The organism is Mycobacterium sp. ELW1, from assembly GCF_008329905.1.
Lineage (GTDB): Bacteria > Actinomycetota > Actinomycetes > Mycobacteriales > Mycobacteriaceae > Mycobacterium.
The window spans coordinates 4,085,789-4,104,740 of sequence record NZ_CP032155.1 but is presented as its reverse complement, the minus strand read 5'-3'; the positions used below and the strand labels follow the sequence as shown (position 1 = coordinate 4,104,740).

17 protein-coding genes, 2 tRNA genes and 1 pseudogene are annotated in these 18,952 nt (G+C 67.1%); 12 read left to right on the top strand and 8 right to left on the bottom strand.

What is annotated here, in order from left to right:
- The first annotated feature begins 17 nt into the window (after positions 1–17).
- Positions 18–1,604 carry a phosphoglycerate dehydrogenase gene (gene serA, locus D3H54_RS19480; protein WP_149380447.1) on the top strand — a complete coding sequence of 529 codons (1,587 nt, stop codon included), beginning with the start codon at positions 18–20 and terminating at the stop codon, positions 1,602–1,604.
- On the top strand, positions 1,601–2,611 hold the full coding sequence (locus tag D3H54_RS19475; protein ID WP_149380446.1) for a 3-isopropylmalate dehydrogenase: 1,011 nt from the start codon (positions 1,601–1,603) through the stop codon (positions 2,609–2,611). Before serA ends, D3H54_RS19475 begins: the two co-directional genes overlap by 4 nt.
- Here the strand turns inward: D3H54_RS19475 and D3H54_RS19470 are convergent.
- Positions 2,608–3,795, bottom strand: coding sequence for an MFS transporter (locus D3H54_RS19470; protein ID WP_168214915.1), 1,188 nt, complete (start codon positions 3,793–3,795; stop codon positions 2,608–2,610). The two genes, D3H54_RS19475 and D3H54_RS19470, sit on opposite strands and share 4 nt — an antisense overlap.
- Positions 3,796–3,900: 105 nt before the next feature.
- Between D3H54_RS19470 and D3H54_RS19465 the strand changes: the two genes are divergently transcribed.
- The 4 genes from D3H54_RS19465 to D3H54_RS19450 all read left to right on the top strand — a co-directional run bounded on the left by D3H54_RS19465 (position 3,901) and on the right by D3H54_RS19450 (position 6,493).
- On the top strand, positions 3,901–4,677 hold the full coding sequence (locus tag D3H54_RS19465; protein ID WP_083116742.1) for a fumarylacetoacetate hydrolase family protein: 777 nt from the start codon (positions 3,901–3,903) through the stop codon (positions 4,675–4,677).
- Positions 4,677–6,167: a glutamate--tRNA ligase gene (gene gltX / locus D3H54_RS19460; protein WP_149380444.1), complete on the top strand. Its 1,491-nt coding sequence runs from the start codon at positions 4,677–4,679 to the stop codon at positions 6,165–6,167. Before D3H54_RS19465 ends, gltX begins: the two co-directional genes overlap by 1 nt.
- Positions 6,168–6,270: 103 nt before the next feature.
- A tRNA-Gln gene (locus D3H54_RS19455) sits at positions 6,271–6,342 on the top strand.
- 75 nt (positions 6,343–6,417) lie between these two features.
- Positions 6,418–6,493 (top strand) — tRNA-Glu (locus D3H54_RS19450).
- A gap of 50 nt (positions 6,494–6,543) precedes the next feature.
- Here the strand turns inward: D3H54_RS19450 and D3H54_RS19445 are convergent.
- Together D3H54_RS19445 and D3H54_RS19440 are read right to left on the bottom strand one after the other, a co-directional pair.
- Positions 6,544–7,041: a PPOX class F420-dependent oxidoreductase gene (locus D3H54_RS19445; protein WP_149380443.1), complete on the bottom strand. Its 498-nt coding sequence runs from the start codon at positions 7,039–7,041 to the stop codon at positions 6,544–6,546.
- A 42-nt stretch (positions 7,042–7,083) separates the two neighbouring features.
- On the bottom strand, positions 7,084–7,785 hold the full coding sequence (locus D3H54_RS19440) for an IclR family transcriptional regulator (RefSeq protein WP_149380442.1): 702 nt from the start codon (positions 7,783–7,785) through the stop codon (positions 7,084–7,086).
- Between the two features lie 75 nt (positions 7,786–7,860).
- Here D3H54_RS19440 and leuC point away from each other — a divergent pair, with 75 nt between their 5' ends.
- From leuC to D3H54_RS19425, 3 genes are all read left to right on the top strand, one after another.
- Positions 7,861–9,294, top strand: a complete 1,434-nt coding sequence (leuC, locus tag D3H54_RS19435) for a 3-isopropylmalate dehydratase large subunit (protein WP_149380441.1) — start codon at positions 7,861–7,863, stop codon at positions 9,292–9,294.
- A gap of 19 nt (positions 9,295–9,313) precedes the next feature.
- Entirely contained in the window at positions 9,314–9,910 is a 597-nt protein-coding gene (leuD, locus tag D3H54_RS19430) for a 3-isopropylmalate dehydratase small subunit (RefSeq protein ID WP_149380440.1), read from the top strand.
- A 199-nt stretch (positions 9,911–10,109) separates the two neighbouring features.
- Complete coding sequence (locus D3H54_RS19425; RefSeq protein ID WP_149380439.1) at positions 10,110–10,772, top strand: HU family DNA-binding protein; 663 nt, start codon at positions 10,110–10,112, stop codon at positions 10,770–10,772.
- 51 nt (positions 10,773–10,823) lie between these two features.
- Here D3H54_RS19425 and mutT1 read toward each other — a convergent pair whose 3' ends face one another.
- The 3 genes and pseudogenes from mutT1 to cofC all read right to left on the bottom strand — a co-directional run bounded on the left by mutT1 (position 10,824) and on the right by cofC (position 14,737).
- A complete protein-coding gene (mutT1, locus tag D3H54_RS19420) occupies positions 10,824–11,789 on the bottom strand; it encodes an 8-oxo-(d)GTP phosphatase MutT1 (protein WP_149380438.1) in 966 nt (321 codons plus the stop codon).
- Positions 11,790–11,859: 70 nt separating this feature from the next.
- Positions 11,860–14,038 (bottom strand): annotated as a pseudogene (locus D3H54_RS19415) (RNA degradosome polyphosphate kinase).
- A 60-nt stretch (positions 14,039–14,098) separates the two neighbouring features.
- A complete protein-coding gene (gene cofC / locus D3H54_RS19410; protein WP_149380436.1) occupies positions 14,099–14,737 on the bottom strand; it encodes a 2-phospho-L-lactate guanylyltransferase in 639 nt (212 codons plus the stop codon).
- Between the two features lie 75 nt (positions 14,738–14,812).
- Between cofC and D3H54_RS19405 the strand changes: the two genes are divergently transcribed.
- From D3H54_RS19405 to D3H54_RS19395, 3 genes are read left to right on the top strand one after another with little or no spacing between them, the layout of a single operon-like run.
- The gene (locus D3H54_RS19405) at positions 14,813–15,823 is read left to right on the top strand and encodes an NAD(P)H-dependent glycerol-3-phosphate dehydrogenase (protein WP_168214914.1); all 1,011 of its coding nucleotides are present in this window, start codon (positions 14,813–14,815) and stop codon (positions 15,821–15,823) included.
- Positions 15,820–16,929: a cystathionine gamma-lyase gene (locus D3H54_RS19400; protein WP_149380435.1), complete on the top strand. Its 1,110-nt coding sequence runs from the start codon at positions 15,820–15,822 to the stop codon at positions 16,927–16,929. Before D3H54_RS19405 ends, D3H54_RS19400 begins: the two co-directional genes overlap by 4 nt.
- A 58-nt stretch (positions 16,930–16,987) precedes the next feature.
- On the top strand, positions 16,988–18,091 hold the full coding sequence (locus tag D3H54_RS19395; protein ID WP_149380434.1) for a D-alanine--D-alanine ligase family protein: 1,104 nt from the start codon (positions 16,988–16,990) through the stop codon (positions 18,089–18,091).
- A gap of 1 nt (position 18,092) precedes the next feature.
- On the opposite strand, the gene D3H54_RS19390 is transcribed toward D3H54_RS19395, so the two are convergent.
- Both D3H54_RS19390 and D3H54_RS19385 read right to left on the bottom strand, forming a co-directional pair.
- The gene (locus tag D3H54_RS19390) at positions 18,093–18,659 is read right to left on the bottom strand and encodes a DUF3515 domain-containing protein (RefSeq protein ID WP_149380433.1); all 567 of its coding nucleotides are present in this window, start codon (positions 18,657–18,659) and stop codon (positions 18,093–18,095) included.
- Positions 18,649–18,885, bottom strand: coding sequence for an Lrp/AsnC ligand binding domain-containing protein (locus D3H54_RS19385; RefSeq protein WP_149380432.1), 237 nt, complete (start codon positions 18,883–18,885; stop codon positions 18,649–18,651). Before D3H54_RS19385 ends, D3H54_RS19390 begins: the two co-directional genes overlap by 11 nt.
- Positions 18,886–18,952: the final 67 nt, after the last annotated feature.

The window sequence follows — 18,952 nt, the reverse complement described above, 5'->3', positions numbered from 1 at the left end:
CCACTAGGCTGACCGGCGTGAATCTGCCCGTTGTGTTGATCGCAGACAAGCTCGCCGAGTCGACCGTCGCCGCCCTGGGTGACCAGGTCGAGGTGCGTTGGGTCGACGGCCCGGACCGGCCGAAGCTGCTGGCCGCCGTCGCCGACGCCGATGCCCTGCTGGTGCGCTCGGCCACCACGGTGGACGCCGAGGTCATCGCCGCCGCGCCCAAGCTGAAGATCGTCGCCCGCGCCGGGGTCGGCCTGGACAACGTCGACGTCGACGCCGCCACCGCAGCGGGGGTGCTGGTCGTCAACGCGCCGACATCGAACATCCACAGCGCCGCCGAGCACGCACTGGCCCTGATGTTGTCGGCCGCGAGGCAGATCCCCGCCGCCGACGCGACGCTGCGGGAGCACACCTGGAAGCGGTCGTCGTTCTCCGGCACCGAGATCTTCGGCAAGACGGTCGGCGTGGTGGGCCTTGGCCGGATCGGACAGCTGGTGGCCCAGCGCCTGGCTGCCTTCGGCACCCATGTCATCGCCTACGACCCGTACGTGCCCGCGGCTCGCGCCGCCCAGCTCGGCATCGAGCTGATGTCGCTCGACGACCTGCTGGCGCGCGCCGACTTCATCTCCGTGCACCTGCCCAAGACGCCGGAGACCGCCGGTCTGCTCGGCAAGGAGGCGCTGGCGAAGACCAAGAAGGGCGTGGTCATCGTCAACGCGGCCCGGGGTGGTCTGATCGACGAGCAGGCCCTTGCTGATGCGATCACCAGCGGTCATGTTTTCGCGGCGGGCCTCGACGTCTTCAGCACCGAACCGTGCACCGACAGCCCGCTGTTCGAGCTGCCGCAGGTGGTCGTGACCCCGCACCTCGGTGCCTCCACCGCCGAGGCTCAGGACCGGGCCGGCACGGATGTGGCGGCGAGCGTGAAGCTGGCGCTGGCCGGTGAGTTCGTGCCGGATGCGGTGAACGTCGGCGGCGGCGCGGTCAGCGAAGAGGTCGCGCCCTGGCTGGATCTTGCCCGCAAGCTCGGCCTGCTCGTCGGGGTGCTCTCGACCGGTGCCGCGTCGAACCTGTCGGTCCGGGTCTCCGGTGAGATCGCCTCCGAAGATGTTGAGGTACTCAAACTTTCGGCGCTGCGTGGGTTCTTCTCAACGGTGACCGATCAGCAGGTGACGTTTGTCAACGCACCGAACCTGGCCGCCGAACGCGGCCTGCAGAGCGAACTGACGACAGCGAGCGAAAGCCCCAACCACCGCAGCCTGATCGACGTCCGGGTGGTCGGCCCCGACGGCACGGCCACCAACGTGTCCGGAACGTTGTCCGGGCCGCAGCAGGTCGAAAAGGTCGTCCAGATCAACGGGCGCAACTTCGATCTGCGCGCCGAGGGCGTGAACCTGGTGCTGCACTACTCGGATCAGCCTGGCGCGCTGGGCAAGATCGGCACGGTGCTCGGCAACGCCGACGTGAACATCCTGGCCGCCCAGCTGAGCCAGGACACCAGCGGCGAGGCCGCGACCCTGATGCTGCGGCTGGACCGCGATGTGTCCGACGATGTCCGGTCGGCGATCCGCACAGCCGTCGGCGCGACGACCCTGGAAGTGGTGGACCTGTCATGAAATTGGCGGTGATCGCGGGCGACGGTATCGGCCCGGAAGTGATCGGCGAAGCGCTCCAGGTGCTCGATGTGGTGCTGCCCGGCGTGGAGAAGACCGAGTACGACCTCGGTGCGCGTCGCTACCACGCCAGCGGTGAGCTGCTGACCGAAGAGACCATCGAGGAGTTGCGCGGCTACGACGCCATCCTGCTCGGCGCGATCGGCGACCCGTCGGTGCCCAGCGGTGTGCTGGAGCGCGGCCTGCTGCTCAAACTGCGGTTCGCTCTGGACCATCACGTGAACCTGCGGCCGGGTCGGCTGTATCCGGGTGTGGACAGTCCGCTGTCCGGGGTGACCGGTATCGATTTCGTCGTGGTGCGCGAAGGCACCGAGGGGCCGTACACCGGCAACGGCGGCGCGCTGCGCGTCGGAACCCCGCACGAGGTGGCCACCGAAGTCAGCGTGAACACCGCTTTCGGTGTCGAGCGCGTGGTGCGTGACGCGTTCGCCCGCGCGCAGTCCCGGCGCAAGCATCTGACGCTGGTGCACAAGACGAATGTGCTGACGTTCGCGGGCAGCCTGTGGTCGCGGGTAGTCGATGAAGTGGGCCGCGAATTCCCCGACGTGGACGTTGCGTACCAGCACATCGACGCCGCCACCATCCACATGGTCACCGATCCGGGACGGTTCGACGTCATCGTCACCGACAACCTCTTCGGCGACATCATCACCGATCTGTCGGCCGCCGTCTGCGGCGGAATCGGCCTGGCCGCGAGCGGCAATATCGACGCCACGCGCACCAATCCGTCGATGTTCGAACCGGTTCACGGCAGTGCGCCCGACATCGCGGGGCAGGGCATCGCAGACCCGACGGCCGCGGTGATGTCGGTGGCGCTGCTGCTCGGTCACGTCGGCGAGGACGCCGCGGCGGCCCGGGTCGACAAGGCTGTCGCCCACCACTTGGCCACGCGTGGCGATGCGACGTTGTCCACCCGCGAGGTCGGCGACCGGATCCGCGCGGCGCTTTAGTCCCGGCGCGGCAGATCCGTCGGTACCAAAGGCAGTGCCACCACCGGGAACAGCGCGCACACCGCGAATGCGACCGGGTAGCCCAGTACGCCGATCAGTGCGCCGAACAACGGCGGGGTGAGACCGGCGGCCAGCAGCTGGCTGGTGTTCTGCGTGCCCAGTGCGCGCCCGCTCCAGAACGGGCCGGCGATCTCCGCGATCGCCGTGAACGCCAAGCCGTTGTCGACGACGGTGATCACCGAGGCGACAACCATCACCGCGATGCTCAGCGGCGAGTGCAGGGCGTCGGTCAGCGCCAGCAGCGCCATCGATGCGGCCGCGGCCGCGGCGATCATCCGGATCGGGCGCAGCCGGGAGCCCATCCAGTCCGACCAGCGCCCGGCGGCGATGCGGCCCAACGCCCCGAGAACCTGGGCGACCATCACCAGCACGCCCGCGGATTCCGCCGACCAACCGCGATCGGCGATCAGCCACACCAGGGTGAACGTCCACACCACGCACTGCGGTACGACCAGCAGCACCGACACCGCGTGGATGCGCCACAGCACGGCGGAACCCCGGTAGGGGTTGGCCAGATGCTCGGCCGGCGCCTCGGCGCGCGGCGGCCGCGGTGGATCGGCCACGACGACGGCGCACGCCAGCGCCGCCACCCCGCACACGATCGCGGGGAACAACAGCGCCATCCCGACTCCGTGGGATTGGGCCAGGCGGGGAATGACCAACGCGCCGACGGCCACTCCCAGTGGTTGGGCGGTTTGACGAATGCCCATCACCAGTCCGCGCTGATGTGGCGGAAACCACCCGACCACCAACCGGCCGCTGGCCGAATTGCTGCTGGCCGCCGCCGTTCCGCCGAGGAACAGGAACACGCTCACCAGGATCAGCGAGTGCGATGCCGCTGCAGCCAGTGCCGCGGTGGCAGTCAGTGCCGAGCCGAGGCTCAGCACGAAGCGTTCACCGACGCGGTCCAGCACGTAACCCCAGAGGATCAGGGTCAGCACCATCCCGAAGCTGGGCATCGCCGACACCAGGCTGGCCTTGGCCAGGTCGAGGCCCATCGTGGTGTGCAGCGTGGGAATGAGGAAGGCGGCGCCGTTGATGAAGACGTTGGCGGACAGCGTTGCGAACAGCGCGATCACGAGCATCATCCATCGCCGCACGGTGCTGATCGTGTCGACGGCCATGCGTTCATGATTCCATTCGTTTCCCACAATGCTGAATCTGTTTCTCAAAATATGAGAGCACTGGGTGATAGCGGGAGTCGCCGGCGCGAGCACTAGGCTGTTCCCATGCGTTTGGGTCGAATTGCCAGCCCCGATGGGGTCGCCTTCGTCAGTATCGAGGGGGACCGCGGGAGCGAAATCGTTCGTGAAATCGCCGAACACCCGTTCGGCACGCCGACGTTCACCGGCCGGACGTGGCCGTTGGCTGATGTGCGCCTGCTGGCGCCGATCCTGGCCAGCAAGGTGGTCTGCATGGGCAAGAACTACGCGGCGCACATCGCGGAGATGGGCGGTGAGGCGCCGGAGGATCCGGTGATCTTCCTCAAGCCCAACACCGCGATCATCGGTCCTGGTGTGCCAATTCAGTTGCCTGCCAATGCTTCACCGGTACACCACGAGGGTGAACTCGCCGTGGTGATCGGCCGGCCTTGCAAAGACGTCCCCGCCGCCCGTGCCGCGGAGAACATCCTCGGCTACACCATCGCCAACGACGTGTCCGCCCGCGATCAGCAGAAGGCGGACGGCCAGTGGATGCGCGCGAAGGGCCACGACACGTTCTGTCCCGTCGGCCCGTGGATCGTGACCGACCTCGATCCCTCCGATCTGGAGATCCGCACCGAGGTCAACGGCGAGGTGCGCCAGCTGAGCCGAACCTCGATGATGATTCACGACATCGGCGCCATCATCGAGTGGATCTCGGCGGTGATGACGTTGCTGCCCGGTGATCTCATTCTCACCGGCACACCCGAAGGCGTCGGGCCGATCGAGAACGGCGACACCGTCAGCATCAGCGTCGAGGGCATCGGAACGTTGTCCAATCCCGTGATCCGAAAGGCCAATTGATGACCGCGGCCGCCAATGACACTGTGCGCGTACGGTTTTGCCCGTCGCCGACCGGGATCCCGCACGTCGGGATGGTGCGCACCGCGCTGTTCAATTGGGCCTACGCCCGGCACACCGGTGGCACGTTCGTGTTCCGCATCGAGGACACCGACGCCGCGCGCGACTCCGAGGAAAGCTATGCCGCATTGCTTGAAGCGTTGCGGTGGCTGGGTCTGGACTGGGACGAGGGCCCGGAGGTGGGCGGGCCGCACGAGCCGTACCGGCAGTCGCAACGCACCGAGCTCTACCGCGATGTGCTGGCGCGTCTGCTCGACTCCGGCGAGGCCTACCTGGCGTACTCCACGCCGGAGGAAGTCGAGGCCCGACACGTGGCGGCGGGCCGCAATCCCAAACTGGGCTATGACAATTACGACCGCGACCTGACCGACGAGCAGCGCGCCGCCTTCGCTGCCGAGGGGCGCAACGCGGTCATGCGGCTGCGGATGCCGGACGAGGACATCAGCTGGCACGACCTGGTTCGCGGCACCACCACGTTCGCCGCAGGCACGGTTCCCGACTTCGCTCTGACCCGGGCGACGGGAGAACCGTTGTACACCTTGGTCAATCCGGTCGACGACGCACTGATGAAGATCACCCACGTGCTGCGCGGTGAGGATCTGCTGCCCTCGACGCCGCGTCAGATCGCGCTGTACCAGGCGCTCATCCGTATCGGGGTGGCCGACCGGGTGCCCGAATTCGCGCACCTGCCACCGGTGTTGGGGGAGGGCACCAAGAAGCTGTCCAAGCGTGACCCGGAGTCCAACCTGTTCCTGCACCGCGATCGGGGATTCCTTCCCGAGGGGCTGCTGAACTATCTGGCGCTGTTGGGGTGGGGGATCGCCCAGGACCGGGACATCTTCACACTCGACGAGATGGTCGCCGCCTTCGACGTCGTCGACGTCAACTCCAACCCGGCACGCTTCGACCAGAAGAAGGCCGATGCGATCAACGCCGAGCACATTCGCCGTCTCGACGAGGCGGAGTTCGCCGCGCGGTTGCGCGCCTACTTCGACGCGCACGGCCACGACACCGGGCTCGACGACGCGGGTTTCGCCACCGCCGCGCAGCTGGTGCAGACCCGCATCGTGGTGCTCTCCGACGGGTGGTCACTGCTGAAGTTCTTCGACGACGACGCCTACGAGCTGGACCCCAAGGCGGCCGCCAAGGAACTCGGCCCCGAGGCGGCACCGGTGCTGGCCGCGGCGATCACCGCGCTCGACGCGGTGGCGCAGTGGTCGACGCCGGCCATCGAGGAGGCGCTGAAGGCCGCGCTGCTGGAGGGTCTCGAACTCAAGCCGCGCAAGGCGTTCGGCCCGATCCGGGTCGCTGTGACCGGATCCACGATCAGCCCGCCGCTGTTCGAGTCCCTGGAACTGCTCGGTCGTGACCGCAGCCTGCAGCGACTGCGGGGAGCGCACGAGCAGGCCGGGGGGCCCGAAAAAGACGGGTAAAATCTTTGATAGTCTGCTCGTCGGCCCGCAACCACGGCGGAGCGGCCTTCACTCCCTGGGAAACCAGGAAAAGGTCGCTTGACCAGCGGTTATAGGTCGGTGATGGGGTATGGTGTAATTGGCAACACTAGGGATTCTGATTCCCTCATTCTAGGTTCGAGTCCTGGTACCCCAGCAATTATGTCGGCAACGCCCTCTGGGCTATGCTGGCAAGCCGGTGCGCCGCACGGCGCGCCACGGATTTGGTTCTGGCCCCGTCGTCTAGCGGCCTAGGACGCCGCCCTCTCACGGCGGTAGCGTGGGTTCGAATCCCATCGGGGCTACCAAATCAAATCGCCCGGTCATCGACCGGGCGATTCGTCGTTTCTCCGCCGAATTAGTCCGCCGGCGCGGTCGAGCCCGCCAAGGGCATCGGGGGCAAGCCGAGCTTGCCGTGATCCCAGGATCGGGTGCGCTTGGCCACAATGCGCACCGCCACACGCTTGTTCATCATCATGTCGACGGCCGGCTTGAGGTCGTCGGTGTAGGGGCCGTTGTAGCGCTCCCACACGCTGACGCCGACTTTGAAGATGGTGTCGGGGTCCTCGACGATCTCGGCGACCCCCTCGAAGGAGACGCCGCGCAGGCTGTCATAGGTGTCGCCGTCCTCGATGAGGAAGCTCACCCGCGGGTCGCGACGCAGGTTCACGGCCTTCTGCGACTTGGCCTTCGTCTCAACCCAGATCTCGCCGTCGAGAACGCCGTACCACATGGCCACGAGATGCGGCTGGCCGTCGGGTCCGATCGTCGCCATGGTTCCGGTGCGACTGCGTGCGACGAAGTCGGCGACCTCGGCGTCCGACATGACGATCTGGTTGCGCTGATTGGTTCCCATGGCGTCAGTTTGTCAGGCCCTACGGCGCGGCTGTCGCGGGGATCACAATCGGCGGGTGAGTGCGTCGGCGGCGGCCAATAGATCGGCTGCCCAACGCGCGCCGGGCCTGCGGCCCATCCGGTCGATCGGACCGGACACCGAGACCGCTGCCACCACCGTGCCGGTGCGATCCCGTACGGGCGCCGACACACTGGCCACCCCGGGCTCGCGTTCGGCGGCGCTTTGCGCCCAGCCGCGACGGCGGACCTCGGCGAGGGTGCGTTCGGTGAATTTCGCCGTCGGGAGGACGGCCTGCTGGGTGGCGGTATCGCTGAAGGCCAGCAGAACCTTCGCGCCCGACCCTGCCGTCATCGGCAGGCGCGCCCCGACCGGCACGGTATCGCGAAGCCCGGCAGGGGGTTCCAGCGCAGCGACACAGATCCGCGTGGTGCCCTCGCGGCGGTAGAGCTGCACGCTCTCGCCGGTGATCTCCCGCAGCCGCGGCAAGACTGTGGCGCCAGCGGCGAGCAGCGGATCGTTGACGTGGGCGGCCAATTCGGAGATGGCGGGTCCGAGTCGCCACCGTCCCGCGGTGTCGCGAGCCAGTAAGCGGTGGACTTCCAGGCCTGCGGCAAGCCGGTGGGCGGTCGCACGGGGCAGGCCGGTGCGCTCACAGAGTTCGGCCAACCCGCAGGGGGACTCGGCGATTGAGTGCAGTACGCCCACGGCTTTGTCGAGCACGCCGATGCCGCTATCCTGTCTCATAGAGAGATACTAACGTCCCGAAATGTGAGATAGCCACTTTCGTGTTCCGGGAATCGAGAAGTGAAGTGAGAACCCATGGCTCAGTCCGACAAGCCCAGGACACTGCCCGAGAAGGTGTGGGACGACCACGTGGTGGTCGCCGGAACCGGCACCGGCTCATCACGTGAACCCGACCTGATCTACATCGACCTCCATCTCATCCACGAGGTGACCAGCCCGCAGGCTTTCGACGGGCTGCGACTCGCGGGACGTCCGGTGCACCGACCGGATCTCACGATCGCCACCGAGGACCACAACGTTCCGACGGTCGACATCGACAAGCCGATCGCCGACCCGATCTCCCGAACCCAAGTCGAGACCCTGCGCCACAACTGCGCCGAATTCGGAGTGCGGCTGCATCCGATGGGAGATGTCGAGCAGGGCATCGTTCACGTGATGGGTCCCCAGCTGGGACTGACCCAGCCCGGCATGACGATCGTGTGCGGGGACAGCCACACCTCCACTCACGGTGCGTTCGGCGCCATCGCGATGGGGATCGGCACGTCCGAGGTCGAGCATGTGCTTGCCACCCAGACACTTCCGCTGCGCCCGTTCAAGACGATGGCGGTCAATGTCGACGGTGAACTGCCACCCGGGGTGAGTGCCAAGGACATCATTCTGGCTGTGATCGCCAAGATCGGCACCGGCGGCGGTCAGGGTTATGTCATCGAATATCGGGGCAGCACCATCGAATCGCTGTCGATGGAAAGCCGGATGACGATCTGCAATATGAGCATCGAGGCCGGCGCGCGCGCCGGGTTGGTCGCGCCGGACGAGACGACCTATGAGTTCCTGCGGGGCCGTCCCTACGCGCCGACCGGCGCCGACTGGGACGCGGCCGTGACCGCGTGGGAGGCGCTGAAGACCGACGAGGGCGCCGAATTCGACGCCGAGGTCTACATCGACGCCACCACGCTGAGTCCCTTCGTCACGTGGGGCACGAATCCCGGCCAGGGTGTTCCGCTGGCCGCCTCGGTGCCCGATCCCGAGTTGATGACCAGCGATGCCGAGCGCCAGTCCGCCGAGAAGGCGTTGGCATACATGGACCTTCGGGCGGGCACTCCGATGCGTGAGGTCGGCGTGGACGCCGTCTTCGTCGGGTCGTGCACGAACGGGCGCATCGAAGATCTGCGGGTGGTGGCCGACGTGCTGCGTGGCCGCAAGGTCGCCGACGGGGTGCGCATGCTGATCGTTCCGGGGTCGATGCGGGTGCGCGCGCAGGCCGAAAGTGAAGGGCTGGGCGAGATCTTCACCGCCGCCGGCGCCGATTGGCGCCAGGCGGGCTGCTCGATGTGCCTGGGTATGAACCCTGATCAGTTGGCGCCGGGGGAGCGCTGCGCGTCGACGTCCAACCGGAATTTCGAAGGCCGGCAGGGCAAGGGCGGGCGGACGCACCTCGTTTCGCCCGCGGTCGCGGCGGCGACCGCAGTGCGCGGAACGCTGTCCTCGCCTGCCGATCTCGAAAAATAGACCTGCTAAGGAGAACACGATGGATGCATTTCACACCCACACCGGCATCGGTGTTCCGTTGCGACGGTCCAATGTCGACACCGACCAGATCATTCCGGCGGTGTATTTGAAGCGGGTCACCAGAACGGGTTTCGAGGATGGCTTGTTCGCCGCGTGGCGCAACGATCCTTCTTTCGTTCTGAATCTGAGCCCCTTCGACCGGGGTTCGGTTCTGGTGGCAGGACCGGACTTCGGCACCGGCTCGTCGCGCGAGCATGCGGTCTGGGCGCTCATGGACTTCGGATTCCGGGTCGTCATCTCATCCCGTTTCGCCGACATCTTTCGCGGCAACGCCGGCAAGGCCGGGCTGCTGGCCGCCGAAGTCGCTCAAGATGATGTTGAACTTTTGTGGAAGCTCATCGAGCAGAATCCGGGGCTGGAACTGACTGTGAATCTTCAAGATCGAAATATCACCGCGGGAACAGCCGTGGTGCCGTTCACGATTGACGATTACACGGCATGGAGACTGCTGGAAGGCCTCGACGATATCGGCCTTACGCTGCGGAAACGCGATGAAATCGCGGCCTTCGAGGAGGCCCGTCCGAGGTGGAAGCCGCGCATTACGACGCCCTCCTGAACGACGCGGGACGCCGAAATCCCGCGCCAAAACCGGGGTTCGGACGCCTTGAAATCACCGCCCTAGGGCGGCAAGCGGATTGCTGAAATCCTCCTAAGTAATGCCTGAAATTGGGCGTGGCTCTTGGAAATCTGCAGCTCTTGGGTTTACCGTGTTCTGCAGTCGGTCCAAAGTGGACCACTGGCTTCGGAGGAATTGAATGAACAAAGCAGAGCTCATCGACGTACTCACGGAGAAATTGGGCTCAGATCGTCGGCAGGCAACCCTGGCGGTGGAGAACGTCGTCGACACCATTGTGCGCGCGGTGCACAAGGGCGACAGCGTGACCATCACGGGCTTCGGCGTTTTCGAGCAGCGGCGTCGTGCCGCTCGTGTGGCGCGCAACCCGCGCACCGGCGAAACCGTCAAAGTGAAGCCGACTTCCGTTCCCGCTTTCCGTCCCGGCGCTCAATTCAAGGCCGTTGTCTCTGGTTCACAGAAGCTTCCTTCGGAGGGCCCCGCCGTCAAGCGCGGTGCTGTCGGCGGACCCGTCAAGAAGGCAGCGGCCAAGAAGGCCGTTCGCAAGGCGGTCGTGAAGAAGGCTGCTACCAAGGCTCCGGCCAAGAAGGCGGCTCCGGCCAAGAAGGCCGCACCGGCCAAGAAGGCTGCACCGGCCAAGAAGGCCGCACCGGCCAAGAAGGCCGCGCCCGCCAAGAAGGCTGCACCGGCTAAGAAGGCTCCGGCCAAGAAGGCCGCGCCCGCCAAGAAGGCTGCACCGGCCAAGAAGGCTCCGGCCAAGAAGGCCGCGCCCGCCAAGAAGGCCGCACCGGCCAAGAAGGCTGCACCGGCCAAGAAGGCTCCGGCCAAGAAGGGCCGTCGCTAAAAGCTGAAGTTGAATACGCCGCGGGCTCAACGCCCGCGGCGTATTCGCGTGTCAGGGGCGTGTTGCCAGTGGACTGTCGATGTAGTCGGCGGCCACGACCCGGTCGCCGGCCAGGGACAGCACCCAGGTGCTGCCCTTGCGGTTCCGTGACTTGTCCGGCTTGTCGGTACCGCGCCACCAGGCCAGCAGGTAGGGAATCACCTTGCCCTGCGTGCAGATGACCGGTGTTCCGCCTTGTGCGGCGATCTTGATGATGCGGTTGTGTGCGGCGTCCGGATCGGCGGCGTACGCCTCTTCGGTGAGGCTGGCCTCGGCGGAGATCGTCACGCCCAGTTCCTGCGCAAGCGGTTCGACCGTCTGAAAGCAGCGAGCCCGATCGGCCGCGTAGACGTCGGTTGCCCCGAACGTCATCAGCTGGCCGGCCAACGACTCCGCTTGTGCGCGACCGTTCTTGTCCAGCGGGCGGCTGCGGTCGTCGCCCTTGTAGCGGGACTTGATGCCCGCGGTTCCGTGCCGGACGATCAACACCGTCGTGGTGTCGGCCGGTTGTTTGGCGAACGCCTTCAGCACTTCCCGGTCGTGTGGGTAGGTAAGACGCTGCGCCGCGTCGGCGACCGGCAGCCACTCCAGCAGATCGACTTCGGCGTTGGGCGTGAATTCGCCGCCCAGCGCTCGTGCCGTCCAGTAGTGAACGATCTTGGTCCCCTGCGGGATCGGGTAGTGCGTCTGGATCAGGCGCCGGCCCAGCTGAGACCGCTGACCGGTTTCCTCCCAGATTTCGCGCACCGCGGCGATGGGTTCGTTTTCGCCCGGATCCACTTTGCCTTTGGGCAGCGACCAGTCGTCGTAGCGCGGCCGATGAATCACTGCGACGTGTAATTCGCCCGTGGCGGGATCGTGTCGCCACAGCGCGGCACCGGCGGCAATTACCCGACGCTTGAGCGTCTTGCCGTTCTTTGTCGCTGCCTTCTTCGTCGATTTGGTCCTCGAGCTGTCATTCGACGCTCTCTTGGCCACGTCAACTCCCGCAAATCAATTCGGGGCCCTGTGCGGGACCGGATCTGGTGGGTCGCAACGGGGAATGCACTCAGCGCTGCCGATGACGTTCCATCAGCCACACCTGGTGGTCCCGGACTTGCCTGCCGTCTTGCGGCGCCGCGGTCCAGTGACCCTCGGGTCCCAGCTCCCAGCATCGTGTCGAGGGATCCATCGCCGATTCGAAGATCTCGTCGAGATGTGCCGTGAGCCGGGGATCTTTCACCTGTGCCATCACCTCGACGCGCCGATCGAGATTGCGGTGCATCATGTCGGCGCTGCCGATGAAGAACTCGTTGATCGCGTTGAAATGGAAGATCCGTGAATGCTCCAGAAACCGGCCGAGAATCGAACGCACGACGATGTTCTCGGAGAAACCCTCGGCGCCCGGCTTGAGGGCGCAGATGCCGCGCACGACCACCTCGACGCGGACCCCGGCCTGCGATGCGCGGTAGAGCGCGTCGATGACCTGTTCGTCGACAAGGGCGTTGGCTTTCAGCCTGATCCGGCCGCTCTCGCCCTGGCGGTGCGCTTCGATCTCGCGTTCGATGCGCTCGATGATTCCCTTGCGCACCCCGTGCGGGGCCACCAGCAGGTTGCGATAGCTGACCTTGCGGGAGTAGCCGGTAAGGGAATTGAACAGATCCGTCAGGTCCGCGCCGATGTCGGGCGCGGCGGTGATCAAGCCGACGTCCTCATACAGTCGCGCGGTTTTCGGGTTGTAGTTGCCGGTGCCGATATGGCAGTAGCGACGGATGGTCGAGCCCTCGCGGCGCACCACCAGGCAGGTCTTGCAGTGGGTCTTCAACCCGATCAGGCCGTAAACGACATGCACGCCCGCATCTTCCAGCGTGCGGGCCCACTTGATGTTGGCCTGCTCGTCGAAACGCGCCTTCAATTCCACCAGGGCCACCACCTGCTTGCCCGCCTGGGCCGCGTCGATGAGCGCGTTGACGATGGGGGAGTCACCCGAGGTCCGGTACAGCGTCTGCTTGATGGCCAACACATTCGGGTCCGCGGCGGCCTGTTCGATGAAACGCTGCACACTGGTCGAGAACGAGTCATACGGATGATGCACCAGCACGTCACCGTCGCGCAGCGTGGAGAAGATGCTCTTGGGCGTCTCCCGTTCGGCGAACGCCGGATGGGTGGCCGGCACGAACGGGCGATCCTTGAGCGCCGGGCGGTCGACGCCGTACACCTGCCACAGCGACGAAAGATCCAGCAGCCCCGGTACCTGCACCACGTCACCCGGATGGACGTCGAGCTCCCGCAGCAGCAGTTCGAGCATGTGCTCGGTCATGTCGTCGGCGACCTCGAGGCGCACCGGAGACCCGAATCGCCGCCGCGCCAGTTCACGTTCGAGCGCCTGGAGCAGATCTTCGTCGCGGTCTTCCTCGACCTGCATGTCGGCGTTGCGCGTGATGCGGAAGACGTGATGCTCGACGATCTCCATGCCGGGGAACAGCACCGGCAGGAATGCCGCGATGAGTTCCTCGGTGGGCAGGAACCGGACGACGTCGCTATCTCCGTTGCCCCGCTTGAGCACAACGAACCGGTCGACGTTGTCGGGAACCTTGATGCGGGCGAAGTGTTCGCCACCGTCGTCGGGGGACTTCACGGTGATCGCCAAGTTGAGGCTCAGCCCGCTGACGAACGGGAACGGATGCGCGGGATCGACGGCGAGCGGTGTGAGAACGGGGAAGACCTGCTCGTGGAAGTACGTCGACAGCTCGCTGCGTTCGGCGTCGGTGAGGTCCGCCCACGTGACGATGTGAATTCCCTCGTCGGCCAAGGCCGGACGCACCGACTGGATGAAGACCTCGGCTTGGCGCAGCGAGATCTGGCGCGTGCGTTCGCCGATCCGGCGCAGTTGTTCGCGCGGAGACAGCCCGTCGGCCGAACGCACGGACAATCCCATCTCGTCGCGGCGCTTCAGCCCGGCCACCCGGACCATGTAGAACTCGTCGAGATTGGACGCGAAGATCGCCAGGAACTTCGCCCGCTCCAGCAGAGCGAGCGAGGTGTCAGCCGCCAGCGCCAGCACGCGGGCGTTGAAATCCAGCCAGCTCAGCTCGCGGTTGAGGTAACGGTCCTCGGGCAGTGCATTCTCGACGGCGGCAGCCGTGGCCGCCGGCGGGGCCTCCGGCGCTGCGTCGCCGGGCTGCCAGCCATCGTCCGTCGACCGCGCATCGGTTTCCATGTCCGTCACGCTTCCGATCATCCCCCATCCGCGGAGCGCGCGGACCGAGGCAGGCAGAAGTTGCTGGCCGTTCAGGCGTTGTTAACCGTCAGTGGTGGCTGATTGCCCTGGTCGTCGCCGCCCCGACACCCAGCAGCCGCGCTGCCTCCAGGTCGTCGATGGTGTCGATGTCGCAGCGCAGCCCCGGCCATGCGCCGGTCAGTTCGACGGCGCCCGAGTCGCGGTGCAGACGGGCCGAATCCCGGCCGAGCAATGGGTCCAACGGGACCCCGAACGCGAACAGCGCCGCGGTACCGGTGCCGGGACGGTCGGGGACGAAACTGCGCCGGTGCCCCCGGGCTTGGGCCGCCGCGTCGGTGAGTTCGTCAGTCTGCAGGGCGGGTAAATCTCCTTGCAGCACAACAGTATTGGCGGTCCTCTTGCTGACGGCAGACCAGGCGAATCGGACGGCGGTGTTCAACGGGTCGGGCTCGGTCGGCGGCGTCGCGTCGAACAGCACCTCCGCGCCGAGCTCACGGGCGGCGGCGGCCGCGGTGTCGTCGGGGGTGACCACGGTGATCGACGCGACGGCGCTGACCGCACGCGCCGCCGTGATGGTGTCGATCAGCATCGCGAGCACCACCTGCTCGCGGGTATCCGCCGAGAACACCGGACTGAGTCTGGTCTTGGCGGCCGCGAGGCGTTTCACCGCAATGATCACGCCGAGGTCCGCGCTCATGTTCACCATCCTTCCAGCGTCGTTCGGGTCGCCTGCATTCCTGGCCGGCGAGCGGTCGCGGCGGCGTGGGCTACGTTAATGACCATGACCAGCACGGTGGGCACCGCCGCGGTGATGGGCGCCGGCGCCTGGGGAACCGCACTGGCCAAAGTTCTCGCCGACGCCGGCTCCGAGGTCCGGTTGTGGTCTCGTCGCGCGGAAGTCGCCGAGGCGGTCAACATCACACACGCCAACCCCGGATACCTCCCCGACATCACGCTGCCGAGCACGATCCGCGCCACCACCGATGCCGCCGAGGCCCTCGACGGGCTGACCACCGTGCTGCTCGCCGTGCCCGCGCAGACCTTGCGCACCAACCTCGAACAGTGGCGCGGCGTGATCGCCGACGGCGCAACCCTGGTCAGCCTGGCCAAGGGCATCGAGTTGGGCAGCCTGATGCGGATGAGTCAGGTCATCGTCCAGGTCACCGGCGTCGACCCCAGCCAGGTCGCCGTCGTCTCGGGCCCGAATCTGGCCGACGAGATCGCGCAGGGACAGCCCGCCGCGACGGTGGTGGCGTCCACCGACTCGGGCCGTGCGATCACGCTGCAGCGCTCGCTGAGCACGGGTTACTTCCGCCCGTACACGAACGCCGACGTCATCGGCACCGAGATCGGCGGTGCGTGCAAGAACGTCATCGCACTGGCCTGCGGCATGGCGGCCGGAGTGGGGTTGGGCGAGAACACCGCTGCGGCGATCATCACCCGCGGTTTGGCCGAGATCATGCGGTTGGGAATCGCCGTGGGCGCCAAGACCGCGACGCTGGCCGGTCTCGCCGGCGTGGGCGATCTGGTCGCCACCTGCACATCGCCGCACTCGCGCAACCGCAGTTTCGGTGAGCGACTCGGGCGCGGCGGCACCATGGAGGCCGCCCAATTGGCCGCCGGCGGGCATGTTGCCGAGGGCGTCACCTCGTGCGAATCGATCCTGGCGCTGGCATCCAGCTATGACGTGGAGATGCCGCTGACCGATGCGGTCCACCAGGTGTGTCACAAAGGATTGTCCGTCGACCAGGCGGTGGCGCTGTTGTTGGGCCGCAGCACCAAACCGGAATGACCGACCGCTACGGCGACTCGACCCGCGCCGTCAAAGCTGTGAGTTCCCTGCCGATTCCGGGGGATCCGGTTCAGCCGGGTCCGGTTCCGGCGTCGGCATACCACCTCGCCGCTGACGAGGGCAGCGAACAGAACACGTACGGCCGCGCCACCAACCCCACCTGGCGGCAGCTCGAATCAGCCTTGGCCGAGCTCGAAGGGGCCGACGCGGCATTGGCTTTCGGTTCCGGGATGGCGGCGATCACCGCTGCGCTGCGCGTGACGGCCAAACCCGGCTCGGTACTGGTGGTCCCGGCTGACGGTTACTACCAGGTGCGCCGCTACGCCGCTGAAAGCCTTGCCCCGCAAGGAATCACGGTTCATGAAGCCGACGCGGAGCAGATCTATGACGCCGCCGGCGGCGCCGATGTGGTGCTGGCCGAAACCCCGACCAACCCGGCGCTGGATGTCGTGGACCTGCGCCGGCTTGCCGAGATCTGCCGACACCGCGGCGCCCGGCTGCTGGTGGACAACACCACCGCCACCCCGCTGGGTCAGCACCCGTTGGCGCTGGGCGCTGATCTGGTGGTGGCCAGTGCCACCAAAGCCCTGTCGGGCCACAGCGATCTGCTGGCCGGTTATGTCGCAGGCGACGACCCCGACCTGATGGCCGCAGTGGAGCGGGAGCGGCTGCTGTCCGGGGCGATCCTGGGCTCGTTCGAAGCGTGGCTGGTGCTGCGCAGCCTCGGGAGCCTCGGCCTGCGCTTCGAACGGCAGTGCGGCAACGCCCTCGCACTGGCCACCGCGCTGCGCAGCCATCCGGGCGTCCGCTCGGTGCGCTACCCGGGGTTGCCCGACGACCCGTCCCACCCGGTGGCCGCCGCGCAGATGCGGCGGTTCGGGGGCTTGGTGTCGATCGAACTCGCCGACGCGGACGCCGTCCACGACGTGGTGCGGCGCAGCGAACTGCTGGTGGCCGCGACCAGCTTCGGCGGCATCCACACCAGCGTGGACCGTCGGGCCCGCTGGGGTGACCCGGTGGCCGGTGGCTTCGCCCGGATTTCGGCCGGCATCGAGGACACCGACGATCTGGTCGCTGACGTCCTCGCGGCCCTGGACGCCGGATAGTGCCTGCTCACAGCGTCAGATCGTGCTGGTAGCGCCCGGGCTGTAGCCTCTCTAGTTTGTGACTTCTCGTATCCGCGTTGCCGTCGTCTACGGGGGCCGCAGCTCCGAGCACGCCATTTCCTGCGTGTCGGCCGGAAGCATCCTGCGCAACCTCGACCCGGAACGCTTCGAGGTCGTCGCCGTGGGCATCACCCCGGAGGGCTCCTGGGTGCTCACCGACGGCAAGCCGGAAACCCTGGCCATCACCGACCGGCGACTGCCCGAGGTCAGGGGCGACTCCGGCACGGCGCTGGCGTTGCCCGCCGACCCGCAGCGGCACGGGGAGCTGGTGTCGTTGGGCCAGGCCGCCGGCGAGGTACTGACGGCGGTCGACGTCGTCTTCCCGATCCTGCACGGGCCCTACGGCGAAGACGGCACCATCCAGGGTCTGCTCGAATTGGCCGGCGTGCCGTATGTCGGTGCCGGCGTGCTGGCCAGCGCGGCCGGCATGGACAAGGAGTTCACCAAGAAGCTGCTGGCCGCCGACGGCCTTCCGATCGGCGACCACGTCGTGCTGCGCCCGCAGGAGAAGGCGCCCACGCTCGATGACATCATGCGCCTTGGCTTTCCGATGTTCGTCAAACCGGCCCGCGGTGGATCCTCGATCGGGGTGAATCGGGTCATGAGCCCCGACGAGCTACCGGCGGCGATCGCCGATGCCCGTACACACGATCCCAAGGTCATCATCGAAGCCGCGATCGAAGGCCGGGAGCTCGAGTGCGGTGTCCTCGAATTCCCGGACGGCTCAGTGCAAGCCAGCGCGATCGGGGAGATCCGGGTCGCCGGGATCGCGGGCCGCGAAGACGGCTTCTACGACTTCGCCACCAAATACCTGGACGACGGTGCCGAACTCGACGTGCCCGCGAAAGTCGACGAAGACGTGGCAGAGGAACTGCGGCACTTGGCAATTCGGGCCTTCAAAGCCCTGGACTGCCAGGGTCTGGCGCGGGTGGACTTCTTCCTGACCGACGACGGCCCGGTGGTCAACGAGATCAACACCATGCCCGGCTTCACCACGATCTCGATGTATCCGCGGATGTGGGCGGCCAGCGGGATCGACTACCCGACGCTGGTCGGCACCATGGTCGAGACGGCGTTGGCGCGCGGAACAGGTCTGCGCTGACTCAGCGGGGCGGGTTCGGATCGATCGGAACCGCGGGCAACGTTCGTGCGATCAGATCCGACAACGCCTGAATGGGTGTGGGGCCAGACTCTTTCGGCAGGGTGAGCGCCAGATAGACCGGGCGGTCCACGGTGACCCAGGTGCTGCGATCGGTCTGGGGATCGTCGAGCTGAAACCATTGGACCGCGTTGACCAGCTGGATGGGGGAGCCCACCATGAATTCCGCGGGCCGGTCGATGCCACACCGCAGGATGACCGGGTAGTTGTCGGCCGCTCCGCGCCACGCCGCCGCGCCGGGCGGCACCGGGTCGGCCGCTGCCACCCGGTGGAACTCGCCGAGATTCTCCGGCAATGCGCCCATCAGATCCCGGCAGCTGGGCGAATCCGCTTGGGGCGCTGGGGCGGCGGCGATGACCACCGGCTGGACCGGAGCCTTGCGGGTGGCCGCGATCGCGAGCACGGCACCGATCGCCACCACGGCCACGATGACCGCGGCGATCAGGAGGGCGCGAGGCGGTCCATCCGCCGTGCTGTCCTCGCTGGCGACGGGAAGCGGCTCAGTCGGCATCGGCAATGGGGCAGGTGAGGGTTCGGGTGATCCCGGCGATCTGCTGAACGCTGGGCACCACCGAGGCGGCCAGGTCATCGTCGGTGGCCGAGGCGACCCGGACCACCACGTCATAGGGACCCGTCACGTACTCGGCGGACAGTACGCCCGGCAGCGCGGCCACCTGCTTGGCGACTACCTCGGCGCGGCCGACCTCGGTCTGGATCAGCATGTACGCCTCCACCACCCGTCGACTCCTCTCGATGGCCGCCCGCATGCGGCGCCGCCCTAGACTGGCATGTCCGGGTGCCGGC

Coding starts and splice junctions, on each gene's coding strand:
- cofC (WP_149380436.1), bottom strand. CDS start 14,737: ATGGTGAACATGAGCGCGGACCTCGGCGTGATCATTGCGGTGAAACGC.
- leuD (WP_149380440.1), top strand. CDS start 9,314: ATGGATGCATTTCACACCCACACCGGCATCGGTGTTCCGTTGCGACGG.
- D3H54_RS19470 (WP_168214915.1), bottom strand. CDS start 3,795: ATGGCCGTCGACACGATCAGCACCGTGCGGCGATGGATGATGCTCGTG.
- gltX (WP_149380444.1), top strand. CDS start 4,677: ATGACCGCGGCCGCCAATGACACTGTGCGCGTACGGTTTTGCCCGTCG.
- D3H54_RS19465 (WP_083116742.1), top strand. CDS start 3,901: ATGCGTTTGGGTCGAATTGCCAGCCCCGATGGGGTCGCCTTCGTCAGT.
- D3H54_RS19405 (WP_168214914.1), top strand. CDS start 14,813: ATGACCAGCACGGTGGGCACCGCCGCGGTGATGGGCGCCGGCGCCTGG.
- D3H54_RS19390 (WP_149380433.1), bottom strand. CDS start 18,659: ATGCCGACTGAGCCGCTTCCCGTCGCCAGCGAGGACAGCACGGCGGAT.
- D3H54_RS19440 (WP_149380442.1), bottom strand. CDS start 7,785: ATGAGACAGGATAGCGGCATCGGCGTGCTCGACAAAGCCGTGGGCGTA.
- leuC (WP_149380441.1), top strand. CDS start 7,861: ATGGCTCAGTCCGACAAGCCCAGGACACTGCCCGAGAAGGTGTGGGAC.
- D3H54_RS19445 (WP_149380443.1), bottom strand. CDS start 7,041: ATGGGAACCAATCAGCGCAACCAGATCGTCATGTCGGACGCCGAGGTC.
- D3H54_RS19475 (WP_149380446.1), top strand. CDS start 1,601: ATGAAATTGGCGGTGATCGCGGGCGACGGTATCGGCCCGGAAGTGATC.
- D3H54_RS19425 (WP_149380439.1), top strand. CDS start 10,110: ATGAACAAAGCAGAGCTCATCGACGTACTCACGGAGAAATTGGGCTCA.
- D3H54_RS19400 (WP_149380435.1), top strand. CDS start 15,820: ATGACCGACCGCTACGGCGACTCGACCCGCGCCGTCAAAGCTGTGAGT.